Raw genomic sequence first — 21,020 nt, 5'->3', positions numbered from 1 at the left:
GGGGGCAATCGCCGCAGTTAAAGTCCCCCAGTTGGGCCCCATTGTGCGGCCAAGCCTGAACGCCAGCTTACTTATTGCCTATTGCTCCATCGTCGCTGGAGCGCTTGGTTTTACGCCCCCTGTAAGGATCGGCAGAGGCTCATTTGCAAGGATACCGACGACCTGAGTCCACACTGCAACATTCTGACGAAGCTGGTTTTTATCGATTTTATCCAGCGTATCGTCGGGCGTGTGGTGCAGGTCAAAATAGCGCGACCCATCCTGCTGCAAATCGATAATCGCGCCTTTCTGGTCGCGCGAGATATTGAGGTCCGCCCCGCCGCTTGCACGGATCGTCGAATTTGCGACGCCGTATCGCGCAATAGATTTGGCAATTTTTATGTGGAGATCGGGGTTTGTATCGCGGAAATTGCTTTCAAATCGCCAAATACGGTCCGCGCCAAAGTCGCTTTCAAGACCAACAGCTATGGGTTCATCAATATGCGCAGCGCTGTATGCGCGGCTTCCCCAAAGCCCGACTTCTTCCGCGCCGGCGAATAACACGCGCACCGTGCGCAGCGGTTGGCCCGTCTTGCTCACGTTTAAGGCAGCCGCCGCGATGATGCCGCAGCCTGCCCCGTCATCAAACGCACCGGGCGCATTCCACCAGCTGTCGATATGGCAAGCCAGCAGCACAGGCGGGAGGTCCGGATTGCTACCGACGATCTCTCCAACAACATTACCGCTCAGCGTCATGCCCAGCCGGCGCGGATTGAGTTCTAGGTTCAACGTCATTGGCGTATCGCCCGCGCGTTCGAACATGCGTTCGAGGTTTTGAGCATCGGGAACGCTCATTGCCGCTGCCGGAATGGCGGCAACGCCATCGGGAAATCGCGTGGTGCCAGTATGCGGGTTGCGGTGCTCATCAGTGCCGATGGATTTAATTACAATCGCCGCAGCACCTTTCGACGCCGCTATTCCCGGTCCCCTGAACCGTGCGCCGCCATAATAGCCATAGTGCGAACCATCCATCGACGGGCGCATTTCATGGCTGATATAAACGATTTTCCCTGCAAGGCTGCCGTCGGGAGCGGCAATCAAATCATCCAGCGTCGGAAAAAACACTATCTCAGCTTCCAACCCGCCTTCTGGGGTAGCGGCGCTGTTGCCGAGGGGCTGGACGACAAGATTTTGGACGTATGGAGCAACTACGCTTGCACGGTGAACATCGCCGGGAACCCAGGTGTCCATTTCGAACGATTCATTGGCCACGTTCGCAAATCCGTTCGCGTCGAGCCAGTCCATCGCCCAATCGCGTGCCCTCGCTTCGGCCTCGGTTCCAGCTTGCCGCGGACCAACTTCGGTCGTGATCCCTTCAACAAAATTCCATGCGATCTCATCGCCCTCCAAAGCCGCGTCAGCGGCAGCTCCGAGACTGATTGGAACATTGGATTGAGCCAATGTTGGTGTGATGGAAAGCGAAAGGGCGCCAAGCGCGATCAGGGTCTTTTTCATAAGCACAACCGCTAATGCCGCGGTTGCCCAGTGTCCAGAAGGCGTGTCCAGAAGGCTTGCCTTTAAGGACTAGCGATCCGATGCGGCGCGTTTCATTTCAACCACTTCGGGAGTGGCAGCAGTTTCAACGTCGGCCTTACGCTGAATCTCCGCGTTCTCGACACGGTTCCGTCCGCCGGTTTTGGCCTGATAGAGAGCTTCATCGGCACGCGCGAACAGACCTTCATATGTCTCACCTTCGCGCGCGGTTGCAACGCCAAAGCTTGCCGTCAGACGGATATCGTCATTGAGACCAGTGTGTTCCATTTGCGCGAAAGATTGCCTGATGCGTTCGGCGAGCCTCTCCGCAGGCAAGTTTTCGCAGTTCCAGACCGCGATGCAGAATTCTTCACCACCAATGCGGCCCCCAGTATCGCAGCCACGGATCATCTTTCCGATCAGCTCCCCAAAGCCGGAAATAGCCTGATCGCCTGCTTGGTGGCCCCAGATATCGTTCACCTGCTTGAAGTGATCAATGTCCGCCACGACAAGGCTCACCGGGCGCCGCTCTGACTGCGCACGGGGCAGCATGGTAAGCATGGATTGCTCGAATGAGGCACGGTTGTGCAGACTGGTGAGCGGATCCAGCTTGCTGTCTTCGCGCAAAGCAGAGATTAGTTCGAAGATAGTTGCACCGATCAAAATCATCGCCCCAACAATCGATTTGACGCCAAGCACCAATCCGATCAGCGAATAATAGATCGACTGCTGATACTCTCCCGCCGGAATAGTCGTTTCAAACATCACCGTTAGCGATGGGCGGATGAAGAAGTCTGTGGCCGAAAACGCAATCAAGAAGATAATCGCATAGTCGCTGATATGGCGACGCTGCGCGTTCATCAGCGTTGTCAGGCCGACAATGTACATCGCGCCATAACCGATATTAACGAGGACCAGCGCCGTGCTCGCATTATCGGTAGAATTGAGCGCGAGCGCCATCACCAAGGCGCTGATCCCGTAGATCGTCGCGATGGTGGGGAAGTGCAAACGCTGCCCCACACGTTCGCAAACTGACCCCAAAAAGAACGTCACGCCGATTGTGTAAAACAGCTGCGTTGTATGGAAGGTATAAAATGCGTCGCCTGGCAGGAAATGCGTTACCAGAAATCCGATTGCGAACGCGACATAGCCAAGCGCAAACCCCAGAACATGGCGCTTCATCTTGCCAAGTTTCCAGAACACCGCAAATGTCGCCGCGAAAAGCAGCGCCATTAGAGGCGTTAACAATCCCAGAATTTGCGTTTGCATTGACCCGTTGGGCTCCCTTGAGATCGGGTTAGGGCAATAAGGTTAACGCCGTCTTTAGGCGAAGCCCTAGTATTGCAAAACTTTCAAGTCTCTTTCCAGATGGCTTGTGAGAGCGGACTCGGCTTGCCCCGAAGCGCTCATATCCCTATCTCCCGCCCCAAGTATCCATTCAGAAAATATCCGCACAAAGGACCCGCCCGATGGCCGCGCAATACGCCTATGTCATGAAGAACATGACCAAGACTTTCCCCGGTGCCCCAAAACCGGTGCTCTCGAACATCAATCTTCAATTTTACCAAGGCGCGAAGATCGGCATCGTTGGCCCCAACGGCGCGGGCAAATCGACCCTGATCAAGATCATGGCGGGCATCGACACCGACATCACCGGCGAAGCATGGGCGGGTGAAAACATCACTGTGGGCTATCTGCCGCAGGAACCGCAGCTTGATGAAAGCAAGACGGTGCTGGAAAACGTGCGCGAAGGCGCCGGTGAGACCGCTGTCATGGTCGAACGCTTCAACGCAATCTCCGCCGAAATGGGCGATCCGGGTGATGACACGGATTTTGACGCGCTTATGGAAGAAATGGGCGTGCTTCAGGAGAAAATCGACGCGGTTGACGGGTGGACGCTCGACAACCAGCTTGAGATTGCAATGGAGGCGCTGCGCTGCCCACCATCCGATGCGCCTGTCACCAACCTTTCCGGCGGTGAGAAACGCCGTGTGGCCCTTACCCGACTGCTGATCCAAAAACCGGGCATCTTGCTGCTGGACGAGCCGACCAACCACTTGGACGCAGAATCGGTCGAATGGCTGGAAAACCACCTCAAAGAATATGCGGGCGCCGTGCTGATGATTACGCACGACCGCTACTTCCTCGACAATGTGGTGGAATGGATCCTCGAGCTCGATCGCGGCTCCTACTACCCTTATGAAGGCAACTACTCGACCTATCTGGAGAAGAAAGCCAAGCGTCTTTCGCAGGAAAGCCGCGAGGAATCCGGCCGTCAGAAAGCCCTGTCGCGCGAGCTGGAATGGATCAAGCAAACGCCAGCCGCACGCCAGACCAAGTCAAAGGCCCGCGTACGCAAATTTGAACAGCTTCAGGACGCGCAAGGCGACCGTAAGCCGGGCAAAGCGCAGATCGTTATTCAAGTGCCAGAGCGCCTCGGCGGCAAGGTGATCGAGGCCAAAGGCATCTCGAAAGCGTATGGCGACAAGCTGCTCTTCGAAGACCTCTCCTTCATGTTGCCCCCCGGCGGTATTGTCGGCGTGATCGGTCCGAACGGCGCGGGTAAATCGACCCTTTTCCGCATGATCACCGGACAAGAGACACCGGATAGCGGGTCAATCGAAATCGGTGACACCGTGCATCTGGGCTATGTCGATCAAAGCCGCGATGACCTTACGCCGAGCAACAATGTCTGGGAGGAAATCTCTGACGGGCTCGATTACATGCAGGTCAACGGCCACGACACATCGACCCGCGCCTATGTCGGCGCATTCAACTTTAAAGGCGGCGATCAACAGAAAGTCGTCGGCAAACTGTCCGGCGGTGAGCGCAACCGTGTTCACATGGCCAAAATGCTGAAGCAAGGCGGCAACGTGCTGCTGCTCGATGAGCCAACCAACGATCTCGACGTGGAAACACTCGGCGCGCTGGAAGAAGCCATCGAAAACTTCGCAGGCTGCGCCGTGGTCATCTCGCACGACCGCTTCTTCCTAGACCGCCTCGCAACGCATATTCTGGCGTTTGAAGGCAACAGCCATGTCGAATGGTTCGAGGGTAACTTTGAAGCCTACGAGGAAGACAAGCGCCGCCGTCTTGGTGATGCAGCGGATCGGCCTACTAGGTTGGCTTATAAGAAGCTGACGCGGTAAACCGTGAGCTTTATCGAGAAATCTGAAAAACGCGGCGGGCTTGCTCGCCGCGTTTTTCTGTTTCTGGGGCTCGGCTTTCTCACATTCCTGATTGGCGGGTTTTTCTGGGCGACCTCGACGCCAGGAACATCTTGGGACGAACCGATAGGGACGCCCGAAGATCTTGAGCTTCAGACGCGGCTGGAAGAACATATACTCAGACTAGCCAACACGCCTCGAAGTCTGGCGAGCGCCACAAGCATGATGCGAGCGCAAGAATACATTGAGTTCGAGCTAGTATCGCTCGGATATGACGTGAAACGGCAAGAGGTTGTCCCTCCCGCGAACAATCTGATCGTTAGCATCGCCGCGAAAGATGCCTCTGCGCCGACTCTTATCGTGGGCGCGCATTATGACACTGTCCCAAAATCACCCGGCGCTGATGACAATGCGAGCGGCATTGCCGTATTACTAGAGCTCGCTCGTCAGTTGAAATCCCGCGACGGCCTCGTTGCAAATAACATCGAATTGGTATTCTACGCAAACGAAGAGCCACCCTATTTTAAGACCTCTGCAATGGGCAGTTACGTCCATGCGCAATCTATTGACGATCCCGACAGAGTCTTGGGAATGATCTCGTTGGAAACGATGGGATATTTCTCGGACGAGCCAGGCAGCCAGAACTATCCGTTTCCGCTTTCACTCCGCTACCCCAGCACGGGCAACTTCATCGCATTTGCTGGCGACACATCATCGAGAGACTTTCTTAGGCGAACGGTCAGCGAATTTCGGGATCATGCGAAGCTACCGTCTGTGGGAGGAACAATGCCATCTGTTGTCCAAGGCATTGATTGGTCAGATCATTGGGCCTATTCGGCGGCTGGTATTCCAGCCTTTATGATCACCGACACAGCGATCTTTCGCAATCCGCACTACCACCGCGAAAGCGATACACCAGACACGCTCGACTACACAAGGATGGCGCTGATCGTCGAAGCGTTGCAAAAAACAATCCTAGCGGAATGAAGCGCATCCTCGGCGCGTTTCTCCAACCTACCTAACCGCCCATTAACTCTCTTGCGTTAGACGCAAGGCTCTCACACTGGGAGCCTTTGTGCGCGATTTGCTTCTTCATCTGTCGACACCTTTGTTGATGGCAATTTTTGCCGTCACATTCTTCGTGCTGTGGACATTGAATCGCACGCGCATCGAAACCTTAGCGCTTTCCGGCGGCTGGGCGCTTTTGAGCGTCGGTTTCACATTCTCCCTGCTCAGCCCCGATCACTGGGGCCGGGCCATCATCGCCATCACTCATGTGCCTTACACCTTGGCGGCGATCTGTATCTCGTATGGCATATTGTCTCGGGTCAAGGTGTCCACGCCTGTTCCGGCGATGCTCAGCATTGCCTTGCTCGGCATTTGCACCATGGCATTCACGCAGAGATTTCACGGCCCGGTTTTGACCGATCTGTACATCACCAATCTGACTTGCGGTGTGATCATGGTCCAAACCGCGCAATTGTTTGCCCAAAAGCGGGGCCGTGACGGGGTCGAGACGTTCCTGTTCATCATGCTCACCATCACCGCCGCGCAATTCTTCATACGCCCGCTTCTGACTTTCGCAGTGGACGGTGCGATTGCCGCGGAGACGTACCGCGACAGCGTTTACTATGCGGCGATGGTCTGGATGTTCGCGTTCGGATCGGTCCTGTTCGGACTTTCGCAGATTGCCGGCGCTGTCAAAGATCAACTGATCGAAGTGACGAGGAAAAATTCGGTCGATGAACTGTCCGGCCTGTTGCTTCGGAGCGAGTTCGAAACACAAGTGAAGGCTGCCTTCGCCCGCGCGGGAAAGAAGCGCACGCCGGTTTCGCTGATCATTTGCGACCTCGATCATTTCAAACAGATTAACGACATCTGGGGCCATCAGATCGGAGACGAAGCGATTGCACGCTTTGGCCCGATGATCAGGACAATGGTGCGCGACAGCGATATTGCGGGCCGCGTTGGCGGAGAGGAATTCTGCATTCTGGTCTGGGATGCTCGAGAAGTCATAGCGGCAAAACTCTCAGAGCGGCTGAGAGGCGCGACTGCCAAACTTCAGGTCAGTCAGGACGCATTGGATGTCCGGTTGAGCGCGAGCTTCGGTGTAGCCGAGCGCGAACATGGCGAAACCTATCGCTCTTTGTTCGCGCGGGCAGATCAGGCCCTCTACGCCGCAAAGAAGAACGGGCGAGATCGTGTGCGGACCGCTGGCGAGCCAAAATCGCCGGACCGTGCCGAGGACGCACGCAAACCCGCAACGACCGACCGGCTGGCAGGATAGGAGCCAGCCATAGCAGGGTAGCCAACAGGGATATGTGCCTCTAGTTTCGAGTTTTAGTTGAAACATGAAGCCACTCGATGAAACCTCGCTCTTGCTTGATCGCCCTCGCCCTACTCGCCGCCCCTGCGTCTGCGCAGGATGAACTTGGCGATTTCCTCGAAGCGACCGAGGCCGAAACTGTTCCGGTCGAGCAGACCGCGACCGACGCCCCGATCGCTGTCTCCGACCTTAAGAAAGCAGGCGGCACACAGCCAGAAATCACCGGTTTCCCAGAAGAAGTGCCCGGCCTGAAAGAAGTGCAGGCGACCGGCGCACAGGGCCAGCCGATGTACCAGTTTGTTGTTCGCGCGGATGGCTCAATCACAGATGTCGAGGCCGTGCAATCAACCGGCTCTGACGAGCTCGATGCCGTCGGGGCCGCCTATATCGAAACGTTCGAAGCCAAAGTCGGACGTGATGCCGATGGCAATCCTGTCGACGTGCTTGTTAGACTACCGCTTAGCCTTTGGATTGATACGCTTGAGAAGGGCTCTCTTGGCGAGAAAACATGCGCGGCTTTCGTCACCGAAGCGGACTGGCACCTTGCGACGTTCCCGGATTCCGAGATCAAAAAAATGCGCATCTGGAACCTTGCAACCGGCGCGGCAGTGTTGACCAGCCCTAGCGGTTTCGGCGGCAGAAGGCTGGACGCACAGACGGTGTACGACACATGCAAAGCCGAACCGGATCGAATTTTCTTCCGTGTTTTTGCTGGCTTACCAAAACCATAGGGCAGATCGCGGCGCCCTCGCATTTTGCAATTTGATCCGATACTCTAGGCCAAAGACCCTTTCAGGAGTTCCCGATATGAATTCATCGACCCGCAACACCGTCCTTATCGCCGCCGCCATTCTTGTCGGGTTGGTGCTTGGCTTTCAATTCCCGATGCTTGGATTGCTGCTGCTCATCCCCGTCCTCGCCTTTGTCGTGATCGTTTTCTTGCGCAACAAAGGCGGCGCTGATGCGGATGAGAGCCTTGCCGCCGAAGCGCGCAAATTCACCGCCAGCGAAGGCAAAGCCGCGATCTATGTGATGCGCAAAGGCTTTGTCGCGGGGCAGCAAGGCATGAATGTCACCATCGACGGCGGCATGACGTCGCAATTCCGCACCGGCCGCTTTGTCAAAGCGGACGTTGAACCGGGCGAGCATACAATTACCGCGCAAATGGCCAGCCAGACCAAAGGCACAGCAGAAACTCACGCGGTCACATTGGCAGAGGGCGAATGCGTGCTGCTCGACGTGAAGATGAATGTCGGCGCATTGCAAGGCTCACTTTCGTACGAAGAGAGCCGCAACGCCGCCGAAGCACGCGCCAAACTGGCTGGGCTAAAGCTGGTGCTTTGGTCCGAGCCGGAGACCTGATCCTACGGCGAGACCCAGCGACCGTTCCACTCTTCGCCCTCACGCGTGAACAGCGCGCGGACATGGCCGGTATGCGCCAAATAGAACCAGTCGATCTCTTCGAGTTCGACCAATAGAACAGAGAAATTCGGTCGCCCGACCGCAACTTGCTCGGCAGTCGGTTCGACGCCTTCAAACTCTGGCGGCAAACCGGATGTAGGCGTCGCCGAGGAAGTCCCTGGCCCGTCCCCCAGGTAACAGCGGCGCGCAAAGTTATCGCCTGCTTCCCATGCCGCGTCTGTCACCGGAGCATCGCGCAGAACTTTGCCTCGCCCCCGCACACGAATTTGGACCTTGGCGTCCTTGTCATAGAACAGCACGGCCATCCGCGGGTCGGCATCGATAACCTCGACTTTCGGCGCGCGCGTATCTGTGTGAAACCGCAGGGTGAACGCCTCAGCATCAAATTCGCGCAGGACCATTACCCGCGCATCGGCGTCACCGGTCACGACAACAGGGGTGTGCATCGGTTCTTTGCGCTTTTTTCCTGCGCGGGTCAGCCGCTCAGTAATATCAGCGAGAACGCTTTCAAAAGTGTCGAACATTGCAAACGCGCATGTGGCCCTTTGCACCCTCTCGTCAAGATGTTCATAAAAGTCGATCCGAACATTAACGTAAGCCTAAACGAGTGGTTAAGGATCGGGTCATGGACTCGCAGGTAGAACCCATTGTATCGAAACGTATCAATGATGCCGTAAGTGGTGGGGCGGCGACACAGGAGGCACTTATGAATTTATCCATATTGATGAAAGGTAGTGCGCTGTCCGCCCTCGCTTTTGCGTTGGCTTTGGTCGCGCCACCTGAGGAAGCACATGCTGCCACCGGCGCTGTAGAAGCCGGTGCGGAGTTTGAATCCGGGCAGCCCGATACACGGCGTGAACGAAGGGCCAACAGGCGCGGTGAACGCCGCCAGACCCGTCAAAACAATCGCGGTCAGCGTACTCAAGCGCGTCAGGAACGTCGTACGGAACGTCCGGCTGCCCGTCAGAACAACCGTGCTGAGCGCCGCGAAAGCCGCCAGGACAACCGTGCAGAACGTCGCAGTTCGCGCCAGAATGCGCAGTCGGAACGTCGCAATACGCGCCGTACTGATGAGCGGACTGTCGAACGTCGTGACGCGCAGCGTCGCAACCAGCAGTCCTCGCGGAACAGGGAGCGCGTGAACAACCGCGCTGAGCGCCGCGGTAATCGTGTTGAGAATCGAGCTGACCGCCGGGACAATCGGGCTGGCAACCGCGCAGAGCGTCGTGGAAACCGGGCTGCAAACCGCTCTGATCGCCGCGCAAATCGTGGTGACCGGGTAAATCGCCGCACCGATCGTGCACGCCGCGATGGTTACCGTGATGGTGTCCGGTCGGAGCGTCGTGCAGATCGTCGCCGGGACGCGCGCCGCGGTGAGCGCCGCGGTTACAGAAATGGAGTTCGTCAGGCCCAGCGTCAGGCGCGCCGTGATCACCGCCGGTGGAACCGCACCTGGAGAAACAACAACCGGTACAACTGGTATGGCCACCGCTATTCCAACCGGAGCATCTTCAGCCTGGGCCGTTACTACGCACCGTATCGCGGCCACCGTTACAACCGCCTGCGGATCGGGTTCCGCCTCGACAACCTGTTCTTCAGCTCGCGATATTACATCAACGATCCATGGCGCTATCGCCTTCCGCAGGTTTACGGCCCGTATCGCTGGGTCCGGTATTACGACGACGTTGTTCTGATCGATACCTACACCGGTGAAGTGGTCGATGTGATCCACGACTTCTTCTGGTAAATTCCGGTACAGGAAATGTCAGAGGCACAAACTGCCCCCGCCCGAGCAATCCGGCGGGGGTTTTTTGTTATCCGCCAAAGTGTTTGCACCTGTGAAACGACTTGGTAAGCAGCGCCCATGGCGAAGACAGAAACCATCCCTGATCAAGCTGGCCTAAAACGCCTCGGCAAAAGCGTACGAGAGCGGTTGGAGGCTGATCCCGGCGTGTACCAGATCCCCACTGATATGGCGGATATGTACGCGGTCGGTGAATTCCTTACCGAGGCGGAATGCAAGCGCCTGTGCGAAATGATCGATCAGGTCGCGAAGCCGTCTTCGCTGCACGAAATCGGTTATGAAAGCGGTTTTCGCACCTCCTATTCGGGCGACCTCGATCCATTGGACAGCTTTGTCATGGGCATTTCACGCCGGATTGATGATCTCCTCGGGGTACCATCCAAGATCGGAGAGGCGATTCAGGGGCAACGTTATCTGCCCGGACAGCAGTTCAAACCGCACAATGACTGGTTCTACACCACCGAAAAATACTGGCAGCTTGAGAAGAAACGCGGCGGACAACGCAGTTGGACCGCCATGGTCTATCTCAACGAAGTCGAACAAGGCGGCGGCACGCACTTCACCGATATCGGCATCAATATCGAGCCAAAGCCCGGCGTATTGTTGGCGTGGAACAATGCCACCCATGACGGCGAACCGAACCAAAACACGATGCACGCCGGCACCCCCGTATTGGCGGGAACCAAGTACATCATCACAAAATGGTATCGCACGCGGACCTGGAAGTAGGAAAGCTCCCTGTTTGACCCGCACGCCATCCGGCATGCGAAATCCTCGCGCCTGTCGGCGCTGCGGGCGGCCAGTCGGCCTTGCGGTCCGCTCGCGCGGACCGTCTTGATCACGCTTTTGCCAGCGCCTCTGCGATCAGCTTGCGGCTGTTTTCGACACCGTAAAGCGCGATAAAACTGCCCATGCGCGGCCCCTGTTCACTGCCGAGCAGCGTTTCGTAAAGCGCACGGAACCAGTCCCGCAGGTTTTCAAAACCGAGCTCCTCGCGTTTGCCGATCTCGTAAACCGCCGTTTGTAGGGTTTCCGCGTCCGCATCATCCGCAGCATTCGCAGCATTCGCCAATGCCTCATCCAGAGCGCGCAGAGCCGCAGCTTCATTCTCCGCTGGCGCGCGCTTGTTCAGCGTCGGCACGATAAAGTCACGGGTGTAGGCCACAGCCGCGTCAATCATCGCGTCCACTGATGGATCACTGACCGGCTCACCCAGATAACTGGTCAGGTACTCGGAGACATTCTCCGCCGACGCTTCCGCGCCCAGCACGCTGGCGAGGTTTAGCAACAGGCCGAATGACACCGGCACGGTGTCTCCCGCCCCCGGTGCTTCTGGCGAGGTCATCGTCTCGTTCGCGCGCAGCAAATGCCACACCGGATTGCCCAATTGCTTGTCGAGCGGTTGTTCGCCCAGACGCTCACGGAACTGCCAATAATCATCGACCGCGCGCGGGATTACTCCGGTGTGAAGCTGCTTCGCGCTTTTCGGGTTCGGGAAGATGTAAAAGCCGAGGCTCTCCTGCGTGCCGTATTCCAGCCATTGCTCAATCGTCAGGCCATTGCCTTTCGATTTGGAGATTTTCTCGCCCTTCTCGTCAAGGAACAGCTCGTAAATCAGGCCTTCCGGCTTATTGCCGCCAAGCACACGCGCAATCTTGCCCGATTGCACGCCCGTGTCGGTCAAATCCTTGCCGTACATTTCATAATCCACGCCCAGCGCGACCCAGCGCATGGCAAAATCAACCTTCCATTGCAGCTTGGACTTTCCGCCCAGCGCGCTTTGCTCGATCACACTTCCGTCTTCATCGGTAAAGCGGATCAGGCCAGCCTGCGCGTCTACAATTTCGACCGGCACTTGCAGGACAACACCGGTCGCCGGGCTGATCGGCATGATCGGCGAATATGTCGCCGCACGCTCTGCCCGCAAAGTCGGCAGCATGATGTCGAGAATGTCCTGATTATGCGCGAGAACATTCTTCAGCGCATCGTCAAACGCGCCCGAATTGTAACGGTCGGACGAAGCGACAAATTCATATTCAAAACCAAACCGATCGAGGAATTCGCGCAGCATCGCATTGTTGTGATGCGCGAAGCTTTCGTACTTCTCGAAAGGGTCGGGGATCTGCGACAATGGTTTGCCAAGGTTTTCGGTCAGCATCGCCTGATTGGGCAGATTGTCCGGCACTTTGCGCAGGCCATCCATATCATCGCTGAACGCGACAAGGCGAGTTGCCTGCCCTGTCAGCGCTTCATAGGCGCGGCGGACGAATGTGGTGCGCAGCACTTCCTGAAACGTGCCAATATGCGGCAAGCCCGATGGGCCGTATCCGGTTTCAAACAGAACAGGCTCACCGCCGGGTTTTCCATCACGCAGCCGTTTGGCGAGGCGCTGGGCCTCCTGAAATGGCCAGGCCTTGGAATTGCGAGCGGCATCTTGGAGGGTTGTGTCTGTCATAGTTTGGCGGCTTTTATGGAAGGTTGGCGATGTTGCAAGCGCGAAGGCAGATTGGAGCACCTCGGGATTGTAGGACACAGTTGACAGATCGGCGAAGTGTCACCCGTGTCATACAGGCAGTTAGGCATATTTTTCAGAACCTTGGCGATGTTGGACACAGTTGACACTTGTCCAACATAAACTCCGAATGATCGAAGCATCTTATCGGTTCCGCCATAGGTTGATCGCACGGTGTAGGACTGCGCAACCTGCAAGCCATGTTCTCGATGAACCGCAAGTTTTGGCGTTATTTTGCGCAGACTAACAAGATCGAAAGTTGCGACCTGAAAAACAAAAATTATAGTCAATTGTACAATTACCTAGTCTGTTAGTCTAATCGAAACCATACTTGCCTAACCGCAGGTGCATGGCGGGTGCAAACGCAATATTTTTAGTGATTCCAGCGGTGTATGGGCTTTTTGCTCTCGCACTAGCGGTGATCGCTGTGATGGATCAAAAGATCATCGCCGCGCGCTGGGCTGCTCTCGGTTTTTTTATTGCCGGCCTATCCATCACCGTCGACGCTTACCGCAGCCTAACAACGATTGACTGGCTCGGATGGTTCACTGTCGTTTGCCACCATCTGGCGCTGCTCGGAATGATGCAGGCATTTGTCGTGCGTCATCAGCCACATGTGCCGAAAACCGCTCTTGCTCTTGTAACAATCGGTGCGGTTATGTTGCTCCCTGGCGTGCCCTGGGAACTATCCCCGTGGCTGCGCACGATGACGGTTCAAGGCGTAGGCTCTGCAATCATTCTGACCGGAGCTGGAGCGCTGTTCGCGCACCGAAGAAAGACCCCTGTCGATCTGATCGCATTTTTTGTGACCGGTATTGCGGGCACTTTGTACGCGGCGCGCGTCTTTATCGCTTTGTTTTACCCGACGGGCCAAGGGAGCGAAGCCGTCGCCAGCTATTACAGTTGGATTTCGATGATCTTTCACACCAGCAGCGCGATTATGGCGATCCTCGTCGGGCTGCTGCTGATGGTCGCGATTGGGCATGATATGCTGCAAGGAGAGATCCTGCAGGGGGAAATCGATCCGCTGACAAAGCTGGGAAATCGGCGCCGCATGGAACGCGCGATCAGCGAAGACCGGGAGGATGGCCGGTCAATCGGCGCGGTCATCGCAATTGATCTGGACCACTTCAAAAAGATCAACGACCTATATGGCCATGATGCAGGCGATGTTGTTTTGCGGAGAGTTGGTACGCGGCTGCTAAGCCTGCTCCACCCCTTTGGCGAGGTATGCCGTATCGGCGGTGAGGAATTTGTTGTGCTCATCTATGACGATTTCGCACCGGGCACATCGGCGTTGGCGTTGGCGCTGCGCAAAGCGATTGCAACGCTTGAATTTGATGGTGTCCTTGCAAAGGCAAAGGTCACGGCCAGCATCGGTTTTCACCTGCGCGAAGATGGCAAACCGGTAAGCGGCTCAATCCAGCGCGCCGACCAAGCCGTTTACTGCGCAAAGGCGGACGGGCGTGACCGTGTTGTCGGCGCAGAGACTCGCGATGGCTTTAACGTTCTAAAGGCAGTCGCCTGATCTAGCTGTCAGCTGACCGGAACCTCCTCTTGCGATGCGCATTTAAGGCGCTAAGGCAAGAGACAATGTATCAACGCGCGCGCCCAATACTGCTGACTATGATGCTGATGGCAATCGCCGTCCGCACCGTATTTGGCGCGCCCTGTTGTCTGGACATGGCTCAGGCGGCACCCGCCCAATTTGAAGCCGCGGCCGAGAGCCACGATCATCACGATGCTGCATCCGAGGGTGCGCACAGCGGTCATTCGGACAGCAACAGCGCAAATCCGTGCTGCTCTGCTTGCGGCCCGACATTGCCGCCGGAAACAGCCCAATTCACCGTAGCCGTTGCCCCGCGCGGATTGCCGCAGCCTGCGCCAATCCGCGCCCTGGCGACACGCCCGCCCTACCCCGCTTACGAAGCCACGGGGCCGCCTCTCCTGATCTGAAACCCACAATTCAGATCTCAGGAGAATACAATGAACACGTTTTTTAAGGCGGGCAGCATGCTCGCTGTCGCCGGTGCCGTTTTCGGCACTGCACCTGCTGTCGCCGATGAAGGCCATGAAGACGGCGAGACTTACGAGGTAAACGCTCTTGGCCATGCTCCCATCGGAGTGATGGGTGACCACCGCCACAAACAAGGCGAATGGATGGTCAGCTACCGCCTGATGTATATGGACATGGCGGGCATCCAGATCGGCACAGACGATGTGACACCTGAAACAGTCGCGACGACCGTGCCAAACCGCTTCTTCGGCGCGCCCGGACAGCCGCCGACACTGCGCATTGTGCCTACATCCATGCGGATGGACATGCATATGGCGGGCATCATGTATGGCCTATCCGATCAGGTAACACTGATGGTTATGGGCAATTACGTCACGAAAGAGATGGACCACATCACTTTCCAGGGCGGCATGGGCACCGCCCGCCTGGGTGAGTTCCGCACCACTACGGCGGATATCGGTGACACCAAGGTCGCAGCTCTGATAGGCCTGACAGACACAGTGCATATCAATGCCGGTGTTTCCATCCCGACCGGCGCAATCGAAGAAGAAGCGCAGATCCTCACACCTATGGGCGGGACGCCAACCGTGCGCACACCCTATCCGATGCAGATCGGATCGGGCACATTCGATCTGGAACCGGGCATCACCTATTCGGATCGCAATGACAGCTTTGCCTGGGGCGCTCAGATCAGAGGCACCGTCCGGCTTGGCGATAATGACGAAGGGTATTCGCTGGGCAACCGCGCCATGGCGACAACTTGGCTTCAGGCATCGCTGACACAAGGCATCGCGCTTTCAGGCCGCGTTCAGGCGGAAACTGTAGGACGCGTTGATGGCATTGATCCGGCCATTGCTGGCCCGGTTCAAACCGCCAACCCCGATTTCCAAGGTGGAGAAACAGTCACCGCATTTGCCGGCGTAAACTTCGCGGCAACGGGCGGAACGCTGAAAGGCTGGCGCCTCGGTATCGAGGGCGGCCTTCCGGTGGTTCAGGATTTGAACGGTCCGCAAATGCCGACCGATTACACCCTGACCGTGGGTCTACAAAAAGCGTTCTAACGAGCTAGCCCTGGGGCATCCCCCCGTTCCAGGGTCGCAGGAGAAGGGCAGCGCCGCAGCAATGCGTGCGCTGCCCTTCTTTCATTCGAGGTCAGGCGAAAACGCTGCTGTAATCGCTGCGATGCGCCTCTTGGTACTTTTTCAGCAATCCAGGGATCAGGAACAGATCGGCGATGATCCAGAATACCCAGATCCCCATGCCAACCATTCCGACAAACGGCGCAAAAAACATCGCAAAGATTGAGATGAAGAACGTCGTCATCTGGGCGACAGCGCCCTTTCTGTCTCCGCAATAAAAACGGTGCGCGGAAATCTGGCCGAGCAAAAACCAGAACAGATATGCAATCGCGACATTCCGTTTCTCCGGAACACCGAACGCGGCATCGAATCCCGTGAATTTCTTGCGTGGCCGCGGATTGTAAGCTGCCGGATCTGCGCCTTCCATCCGCGCGGCCAGCGGCGATGCTGCACGGCTGCCACCCGCCAGATGATCGAACTTTGTCGAACGCGGCGCGCTGGAACCCGCTGGATCAAAACTGGTCGGCGCGGGCGGTTGGTTTTTGCGGGCACGCTCCGAGGCGATGAACGCTTCGCGCTTTGCCGCGATGTCATCATTGGCCTGCGCGGCGGCCCCGCCAAAGCCCTGCGCCTTACCAAATGCTGGCGCAGCGACGGCTTCACCCGCTGCCAATCCTTTGCGACCAAAAGACATATCAACCCCTCAAAAATTCAACGAAGGCAATAGCTTGATCACCTTAAAAAGCGGTTTAGCGCGCTAACCTTGCGTATCGAGACGGGTGATCTTTCCGCCGCTGACCAAATATTCGGAATAGGAGCAGCACTGCTCACTGCCATCGGCAAAGACATAGGCGACCGAGAGATAAACCCGATCACGATTGACGCCGCTATCATCAATGCGGATTTTCGGAGCGCCTTCGGCGAAATTGAGACGATAAAGAGCACGGATTTCTGCGTGACCATTGGCCAGAACCACGCCGTTCATCGTTACCACCGCGTTTGGCGCAAAGGAGCGGACATAGCGTTCCAGATTGCCAGATCGGTAGGCATCGACATGACCCTGAACAGCGCGCGCTGCGCCCGGTGTCTGCGTATTTTCCTGGGCCATAGCGACCGGTGCTGCCACCATCATCGCTGCAGCTGCCAGCATCAATTTGAAACGCATTGCGTCCTCCTGAAAAGCATTCTGCAAATTCTGCCCGAAAGTGTGACCCGCAATCGTTTACTTTTGGTGTGCGTTTGCGCATTTATCCGTCTGTGAATTCCCCCGCATCGCCCTCTTCTGAACCGGTTCCGCTGCCTGCGTTGCACGCCAATCACGGCGGCAACTGGCTGCGTTCGCCTACTGGATCGACCGGAGCCGTTTCGAAAGGCGATGCGATCATGGCGGCGTCTGATACGCCGGTTTTGATCCTGAATGCGCCGCTGGTGGCGAGCAGGTTGGGCTATCCCGATCTATCCGGCCTCGACCTGCTCGAACTGTTCGCCTTTGTTCATCCAGCGCGTTTCTGCGTGCCGACACCGCGTGGATTGGCGCAAGCGCTCGAACTGGAAGAGCCGGAGGGCGACGAGCATGTGCCTGCTTTCCTGCAACGCGCGGCAGGCGCTATGATTGCGGCCTGCGAAGACCCCGAATGGTTTGAACGGCAGGGCGCGTGGAGCACTTTACAAAGTATGGAGCGGCTGCGCTGGCCTTGGGCGCAGGTCCTCAAACCGCATATTGAGCGCCCCGAAAAAGCCGAAAAGTGGCTGTTTGCGACCTTGCCCGAATGGGAGGAAACGCCCGAACGCGGATCGCCCAGACAGGTTGAACTGCCCGAAGAAGATGTGCTGGCGCAGCTTGATCATTTGACCGGTGAAGGATCGGAGAAGCGCGAAGGCCAGCGCGACTACGCCAAAGACACAGCACGTATTTTTGCCCCGCGTGACAAGCGCGATTTGCCGCATGTCGCCTTGGCACAAGCGGGCACCGGCATCGGGAAGACGCTTGGCTACCTCGCGCCGTCTTCATTGTGGGCGGCGGCATCGGGCGGCACGGTGTGGGTCTCAACCTTTACCAAGAACCTGCAACGACAATTGCGCAGCGAAAGCCGCCGCGCTTGGCCCGCAAAACGCCCCGACAACACGCCGCCTGTCGTGGTGCGCAAAGGGCGCGAAAACTACCTCTGCCTGCTCAATCTGGAAGACGCGCTGCAAGGCGGTTTTGCCGGACGACCAGCGATTTTGGCGCAGCTGGCCGCGCGGTGGGCAGCCTTTACCCGTGACGGGGACATGATCGGTGGCGACCTGCCCGGTTGGCTCGGCACACTGTTCCGCAAACGCGGGATCGCCGCGCTGACCGACCAGCGCGGTGAATGCATCTATGCCGGATGCCCGCATTACCGGAAGTGCTTTATCGAGCGCGCTGGACGCGACAGCGCTCAGGCTGATCTTGTGATCGCAAACCACGCGCTCGTGATGGTCAACGCCGCACGGTCTGGTTTTGGTGGGGGCCGCGATCATGCGCAGCGCCCCACCCGCCTGATCTTTGATGAGGGCCACCACGTTTTTGAAGCGGCAGATTCAACCTTTGCCGCCACGCTGTCGGGCCAAGAGACTATAGAGCTGCGCCGTTGGATCATGGGGCCGGAACGCAAGAATCGGGGCCGCAGGCGCGGCCTCGCCGCACGCCTTGCCGATGTGGCCAGCTATGATGATGCAGGCGGCGAAGCCATCGAAGCCGCCTGTGAAGCGGGTGCCGCCCTACCCGGTGAAGGTTGGCTGCAACGGCTCGTCGAAGGCGAACCCTCCGGCCCCATTGAAACGCTGTTAGCAGCGGTGCGCGGCGCGACCTATGCCCGCGATGAAAGCGGCGGACAGGAAGCCGGATACGGCATCGAAACCGAAGCAGGCGGATTGCCGGGCGAAGTGATCGAAGCCGCCGGTGCGGCGGCCGAAGCGCTGGCCGCGATCCGCACGCCTTTGATCCGCATCGGCGGCAGGCTTGAGGCGATAATGGCCGAACCGCCCGATTGGCTGGACGGGCAAGGCCGCAATCGGATCGAAGGCGCACGCCACTCGCTGGCGTGGCGGATCGATCTGCTCTCTGCGTGGGAAGCGCTGCTGGCGCGCCTTGGCGGACCCGCGGATCCTGAATTCGTCGATTGGCTCGCCGTCGACCGATCCGACGCGCGCGAATTTGACGTGGCGATCCATCGCCGCTGGCTCGATCCGATGAAACCATTTGCAAAGGTCGTCTTAGAGCCCGCCCACGGCGTCATGCTGACCAGTGCGACGCTGACCGACCGGATTGGCTCGCAGGCGGGTAATCCATGGGAATCAGCCATCGACCGAAGCGGCGCAGCGCATGTCGAGACGCAGCCGCTGCTGTCTGCCGCGCAAAGCCCGTTTGACTATGCCGCGCGCGCCGAAGTCCTGATCGTCACCGATGTGAAGAAAGGCGACCTGCCCGGCCTTGCCGGTGCCTATGCGCGGATCATCGAAGCATCCGAAGGCGGCGTACTCGGCCTGTTCACCGCCATACGCCGGATGCGTGCGGTGCATGGCCGCATTGCCGACCGATTGGCCCGCGAAGGCCTGCCCATCTACGCCCAGCATGTTGACCCGATCGACACCGGCACGCTGGTCGATATCTTCCGCGATGATCCGCGCGCGAGTTTGCTCGGCACCGATGCGCTGCGCGACGGAGTGGATGTGCCGGGCCGTTCGCTGCGCTGTGTCGCTTTGGAAGCGGTGCCATGGCCCCGCCCCGATATCCTGCACAAAGCGCGCCGCGCCGCATCGGGTGCAGGCGTACAATATGACGACCGGATTATCCGCGCGCGCCTTGCGCAGGCATTCGGCCGCCTGATCCGGAACAAGGACGATCACGGCCATTTCGTTGTTCTTTCCTCCGCATTTCCCAGCCGATTGCTCAGCGCCTTTCCCGAAGGCACCGCCGTCCACCGCGTACCCCTCGACGAAGCTCTGGAGCGCATCAAAAACGGCGAAATCGGCGAACGCACTGCTGAACCTGTCAAAACGGGTGGAAATGCCGAGCTTGAACCGCCAGATTGGATGCCATGATCGAGCAAATCGACTTTTACGTCCGCATATTTGCGATTGGCGCGAACCTGATGCTGCTCGCGCAGGTCGTCGAAGGAGAAATGCGCCGCGAATTGAAAGTCACGTTGGTCGGTCTTCTCGTCGGCGTCATTGCCTATGTCATCAATTCGACCCCGGTTCTGGAGCCGGTCGGATGGGTCGATGCCATGCTCAACCTCACGGCGATGTCCACGCCGTTCTGGATCTGGCTGTTTGCCCGCCGTCTCTTTGAACGCGAGCCTGCAACCAAGATCGTCTATCTGCCAGCTGCCGCGCTTCTCGTGACGTGGCTGGCGGGCACTTTCATCGATGTTCTGGGTGTAGCAGCGTTTTACGCGAACCGGCTCATATCGCTCGTCCTCGTTGCTGATCTGATCCGTGTTGCATTCGCCGGACGGGCGGACGACCTGATCGAAAAGCGCCGCGTGATCCGGTTGGTGCTGCCCCTCCTGATAGGCGCGCAAGTTGGCCTGATACTGATCTATGAGCTTTTTCGCGGCCCTACCTCCGGTAGTGCGTGGGTCCAAGCGGTGAACGGCGTGCTAATCCTATTGATAACGCTGTTTTCCGGCATCGCCTTGCTCAGAACCGATCCCGAATTGCTCGTTGAAACCGAGAAAGGCGGTGAACGAGAGGCGCCGGCTCCGCTCGACCTGACGCCTTCAGAGCAAGTTCTGCATGACAAGTTGAAGGCTGCAATGGCGGAAGGCACTTATCGGGAGCCAGGCCTGACTATCGCCGGGCTGGCCGATCACCTCGATACACCGGAGCACCGGTTGCGTGCGCTGATCAACCGGCGGCTGGGGTACCGCAATTTCTCCGCGTTCTTGAACCGCCACCGCATTGCAGAAGCACGCGAAAAGCTTGCGAATCCCGATGATGTCGACCTTCCCGTCCTGACAATTGCAATGGATCTCGGGTATAATTCACTGCCTACCTTCAACCGGGCATTCCGATCAGAAACCGGTACAACACCGAGTGATTTCAGACGCTTGTCATTCAATGACAGCGAAGAAGTGTGGGCGGACACCACTGGTCAAAACTGAAAAAGCATGGGCGATTTCGGAATTGATGCGGATTTTGCAGGAGTGCGGAGAG

Annotated in this window: 18 protein-coding genes; 12 read left to right on the top strand and 6 right to left on the bottom strand. The window is 57.8% G+C overall.

Annotation, left to right across the window (positions count from 1 at the left end):
* Nucleotides 1-78: 78 nt before the first annotated feature.
* On the bottom strand, nt 79-1,494 hold the full coding sequence (locus KCG46_RS08450) for a M28 family peptidase (RefSeq protein ID WP_218404811.1): 1,416 nt from the start codon (nt 1,492-1,494) through the stop codon (nt 79-81).
* 69 nt (nt 1,495-1,563) lie between these two features.
* Nucleotides 1,564-2,781 carry a GGDEF domain-containing protein gene (locus KCG46_RS08445; protein ID WP_218404810.1) on the bottom strand — a complete coding sequence of 406 codons (1,218 nt, stop codon included), beginning with the start codon at nt 2,779-2,781 and terminating at the stop codon, nt 1,564-1,566.
* Nucleotides 2,782-2,981: 200 nt separating this feature from the next.
* On the opposite strand from KCG46_RS08445, the gene ettA reads away from it, so the two are divergent.
* The 5 genes from ettA to KCG46_RS08420 all read left to right on the top strand — a co-directional run bounded on the left by ettA (nt 2,982) and on the right by KCG46_RS08420 (nt 8,367).
* Nucleotides 2,982-4,661: an energy-dependent translational throttle protein EttA gene (gene ettA, locus KCG46_RS08440; protein ID WP_218404809.1), complete on the top strand. Its 1,680-nt coding sequence runs from the start codon at nt 2,982-2,984 to the stop codon at nt 4,659-4,661.
* Nucleotides 4,662-4,664: 3 nt separating this feature from the next.
* Nucleotides 4,665-5,666, top strand: a complete 1,002-nt coding sequence (locus tag KCG46_RS08435; protein ID WP_218404808.1) for a M20/M25/M40 family metallo-hydrolase — start codon at nt 4,665-4,667, stop codon at nt 5,664-5,666.
* Between the two features lie 127 nt (nt 5,667-5,793).
* Nucleotides 5,794-6,966: a GGDEF domain-containing protein gene (locus KCG46_RS08430; RefSeq protein ID WP_218404807.1), complete on the top strand. Its 1,173-nt coding sequence runs from the start codon at nt 5,794-5,796 to the stop codon at nt 6,964-6,966.
* Nucleotides 6,967-7,061: 95 nt separating this feature from the next.
* Nucleotides 7,062-7,736 carry an energy transducer TonB gene (locus KCG46_RS08425; RefSeq protein ID WP_218404806.1) on the top strand — a complete coding sequence of 225 codons (675 nt, stop codon included), beginning with the start codon at nt 7,062-7,064 and terminating at the stop codon, nt 7,734-7,736.
* 76 nt (nt 7,737-7,812) lie between these two features.
* Complete coding sequence (locus tag KCG46_RS08420; protein ID WP_218404805.1) at nt 7,813-8,367, top strand: hypothetical protein; 555 nt, start codon at nt 7,813-7,815, stop codon at nt 8,365-8,367.
* A 2-nt stretch (nt 8,368-8,369) separates the two neighbouring features.
* Here KCG46_RS08420 and KCG46_RS08415 read toward each other — a convergent pair whose 3' ends face one another.
* Nucleotides 8,370-8,951, bottom strand: a complete 582-nt coding sequence (locus KCG46_RS08415) for a pyridoxamine 5'-phosphate oxidase family protein (protein WP_218404804.1) — start codon at nt 8,949-8,951, stop codon at nt 8,370-8,372.
* Between the two features lie 101 nt (nt 8,952-9,052).
* On the opposite strand from KCG46_RS08415, the gene KCG46_RS08410 reads away from it, so the two are divergent.
* Nucleotides 9,053-10,174, top strand: coding sequence for an RcnB family protein (locus KCG46_RS08410; RefSeq protein WP_255551836.1), 1,122 nt, complete (start codon nt 9,053-9,055; stop codon nt 10,172-10,174).
* 117 nt (nt 10,175-10,291) lie between these two features.
* Complete coding sequence (locus tag KCG46_RS08405) at nt 10,292-10,960, top strand: prolyl hydroxylase family protein (protein ID WP_218404803.1); 669 nt, start codon at nt 10,292-10,294, stop codon at nt 10,958-10,960.
* Between the two features lie 109 nt (nt 10,961-11,069).
* On the opposite strand, the gene KCG46_RS08400 is transcribed toward KCG46_RS08405, so the two are convergent.
* Nucleotides 11,070-12,686: a lysine--tRNA ligase gene (locus KCG46_RS08400; protein ID WP_218404802.1), complete on the bottom strand. Its 1,617-nt coding sequence runs from the start codon at nt 12,684-12,686 to the stop codon at nt 11,070-11,072.
* Between the two features lie 406 nt (nt 12,687-13,092).
* On the opposite strand from KCG46_RS08400, the gene KCG46_RS08395 reads away from it, so the two are divergent.
* The 3 genes from KCG46_RS08395 (at nt 13,093) to KCG46_RS08385 (ending at nt 15,821) form a co-directional block, all read left to right on the top strand.
* Nucleotides 13,093-14,271, top strand: a complete 1,179-nt coding sequence (locus KCG46_RS08395; protein WP_218404801.1) for a GGDEF domain-containing protein — start codon at nt 13,093-13,095, stop codon at nt 14,269-14,271.
* Between the two features lie 65 nt (nt 14,272-14,336).
* Nucleotides 14,337-14,699: a hypothetical protein gene (locus tag KCG46_RS08390; RefSeq protein WP_218404800.1), complete on the top strand. Its 363-nt coding sequence runs from the start codon at nt 14,337-14,339 to the stop codon at nt 14,697-14,699.
* Between the two features lie 30 nt (nt 14,700-14,729).
* The gene (locus KCG46_RS08385) at nt 14,730-15,821 is read left to right on the top strand and encodes a transporter (RefSeq protein ID WP_218404799.1); all 1,092 of its coding nucleotides are present in this window, start codon (nt 14,730-14,732) and stop codon (nt 15,819-15,821) included.
* 91 nt (nt 15,822-15,912) lie between these two features.
* Here KCG46_RS08385 and KCG46_RS08380 read toward each other — a convergent pair whose 3' ends face one another.
* Both KCG46_RS08380 and KCG46_RS08375 read right to left on the bottom strand, forming a co-directional pair.
* Complete coding sequence (locus KCG46_RS08380) at nt 15,913-16,533, bottom strand: TM2 domain-containing protein (protein ID WP_218404798.1); 621 nt, start codon at nt 16,531-16,533, stop codon at nt 15,913-15,915.
* 63 nt (nt 16,534-16,596) lie between these two features.
* The gene (locus KCG46_RS08375; RefSeq protein ID WP_218404797.1) at nt 16,597-17,004 is read right to left on the bottom strand and encodes a nuclear transport factor 2 family protein; all 408 of its coding nucleotides are present in this window, start codon (nt 17,002-17,004) and stop codon (nt 16,597-16,599) included.
* Between the two features lie 218 nt (nt 17,005-17,222).
* On the opposite strand from KCG46_RS08375, the gene KCG46_RS08370 reads away from it, so the two are divergent.
* On the top strand, nt 17,223-19,904 hold the full coding sequence (locus KCG46_RS08370) for an ATP-dependent DNA helicase (RefSeq protein WP_255551945.1): 2,682 nt from the start codon (nt 17,223-17,225) through the stop codon (nt 19,902-19,904).
* A complete protein-coding gene (locus KCG46_RS12655) occupies nt 19,901-20,968 on the top strand; it encodes an AraC family transcriptional regulator (RefSeq protein ID WP_255551835.1) in 1,068 nt (355 codons plus the stop codon). Before KCG46_RS08370 ends, KCG46_RS12655 begins: the two co-directional genes overlap by 4 nt.
* Nucleotides 20,969-21,020: the final 52 nt, after the last annotated feature.

Source organism: Erythrobacter crassostreae (genome assembly GCF_019204045.1).
Taxonomy (GTDB): domain Bacteria; phylum Pseudomonadota; class Alphaproteobacteria; order Sphingomonadales; family Sphingomonadaceae; genus Erythrobacter; species Erythrobacter crassostreae.
The sequence above is the reverse complement of the archived record's forward strand: the minus strand, read 5'-3'. Positions and strand labels throughout refer to the sequence as shown.

Excerpts from the sequence above, each read along its gene's own strand:
- KCG46_RS08450 (WP_218404811.1), bottom strand. The coding sequence starts at position 1,494 with ATGAAAAAGACCCTGATCGCGCTTGGCGCCCTTTCGCTTTCCATCACA.
- KCG46_RS08445 (WP_218404810.1), bottom strand. The coding sequence starts at position 2,781 with ATGCAAACGCAAATTCTGGGATTGTTAACGCCTCTAATGGCGCTGCTT.
- ettA (WP_218404809.1), top strand. The coding sequence starts at position 2,982 with ATGGCCGCGCAATACGCCTATGTCATGAAGAACATGACCAAGACTTTC.
- KCG46_RS08430 (WP_218404807.1), top strand. The coding sequence starts at position 5,794 with ATGGCAATTTTTGCCGTCACATTCTTCGTGCTGTGGACATTGAATCGC.
- KCG46_RS08420 (WP_218404805.1), top strand. The coding sequence starts at position 7,813 with ATGAATTCATCGACCCGCAACACCGTCCTTATCGCCGCCGCCATTCTT.
- KCG46_RS08415 (WP_218404804.1), bottom strand. The coding sequence starts at position 8,951 with ATGTTCGACACTTTTGAAAGCGTTCTCGCTGATATTACTGAGCGGCTG.
- KCG46_RS08410 (WP_255551836.1), top strand. The coding sequence starts at position 9,053 with ATGGACTCGCAGGTAGAACCCATTGTATCGAAACGTATCAATGATGCC.
- KCG46_RS08405 (WP_218404803.1), top strand. The coding sequence starts at position 10,292 with ATGGCGAAGACAGAAACCATCCCTGATCAAGCTGGCCTAAAACGCCTC.
- KCG46_RS08400 (WP_218404802.1), bottom strand. The coding sequence starts at position 12,686 with ATGACAGACACAACCCTCCAAGATGCCGCTCGCAATTCCAAGGCCTGG.
- KCG46_RS08395 (WP_218404801.1), top strand. The coding sequence starts at position 13,093 with ATGGCGGGTGCAAACGCAATATTTTTAGTGATTCCAGCGGTGTATGGG.
- KCG46_RS08390 (WP_218404800.1), top strand. The coding sequence starts at position 14,337 with ATGTATCAACGCGCGCGCCCAATACTGCTGACTATGATGCTGATGGCA.
- KCG46_RS08385 (WP_218404799.1), top strand. The coding sequence starts at position 14,730 with ATGAACACGTTTTTTAAGGCGGGCAGCATGCTCGCTGTCGCCGGTGCC.
- KCG46_RS08380 (WP_218404798.1), bottom strand. The coding sequence starts at position 16,533 with ATGTCTTTTGGTCGCAAAGGATTGGCAGCGGGTGAAGCCGTCGCTGCG.
- KCG46_RS08375 (WP_218404797.1), bottom strand. The coding sequence starts at position 17,004 with ATGCGTTTCAAATTGATGCTGGCAGCTGCAGCGATGATGGTGGCAGCA.
- KCG46_RS08370 (WP_255551945.1), top strand. The coding sequence starts at position 17,223 with ATGGCGGCGTCTGATACGCCGGTTTTGATCCTGAATGCGCCGCTGGTG.
- KCG46_RS12655 (WP_255551835.1), top strand. The coding sequence starts at position 19,901 with ATGATCGAGCAAATCGACTTTTACGTCCGCATATTTGCGATTGGCGCG.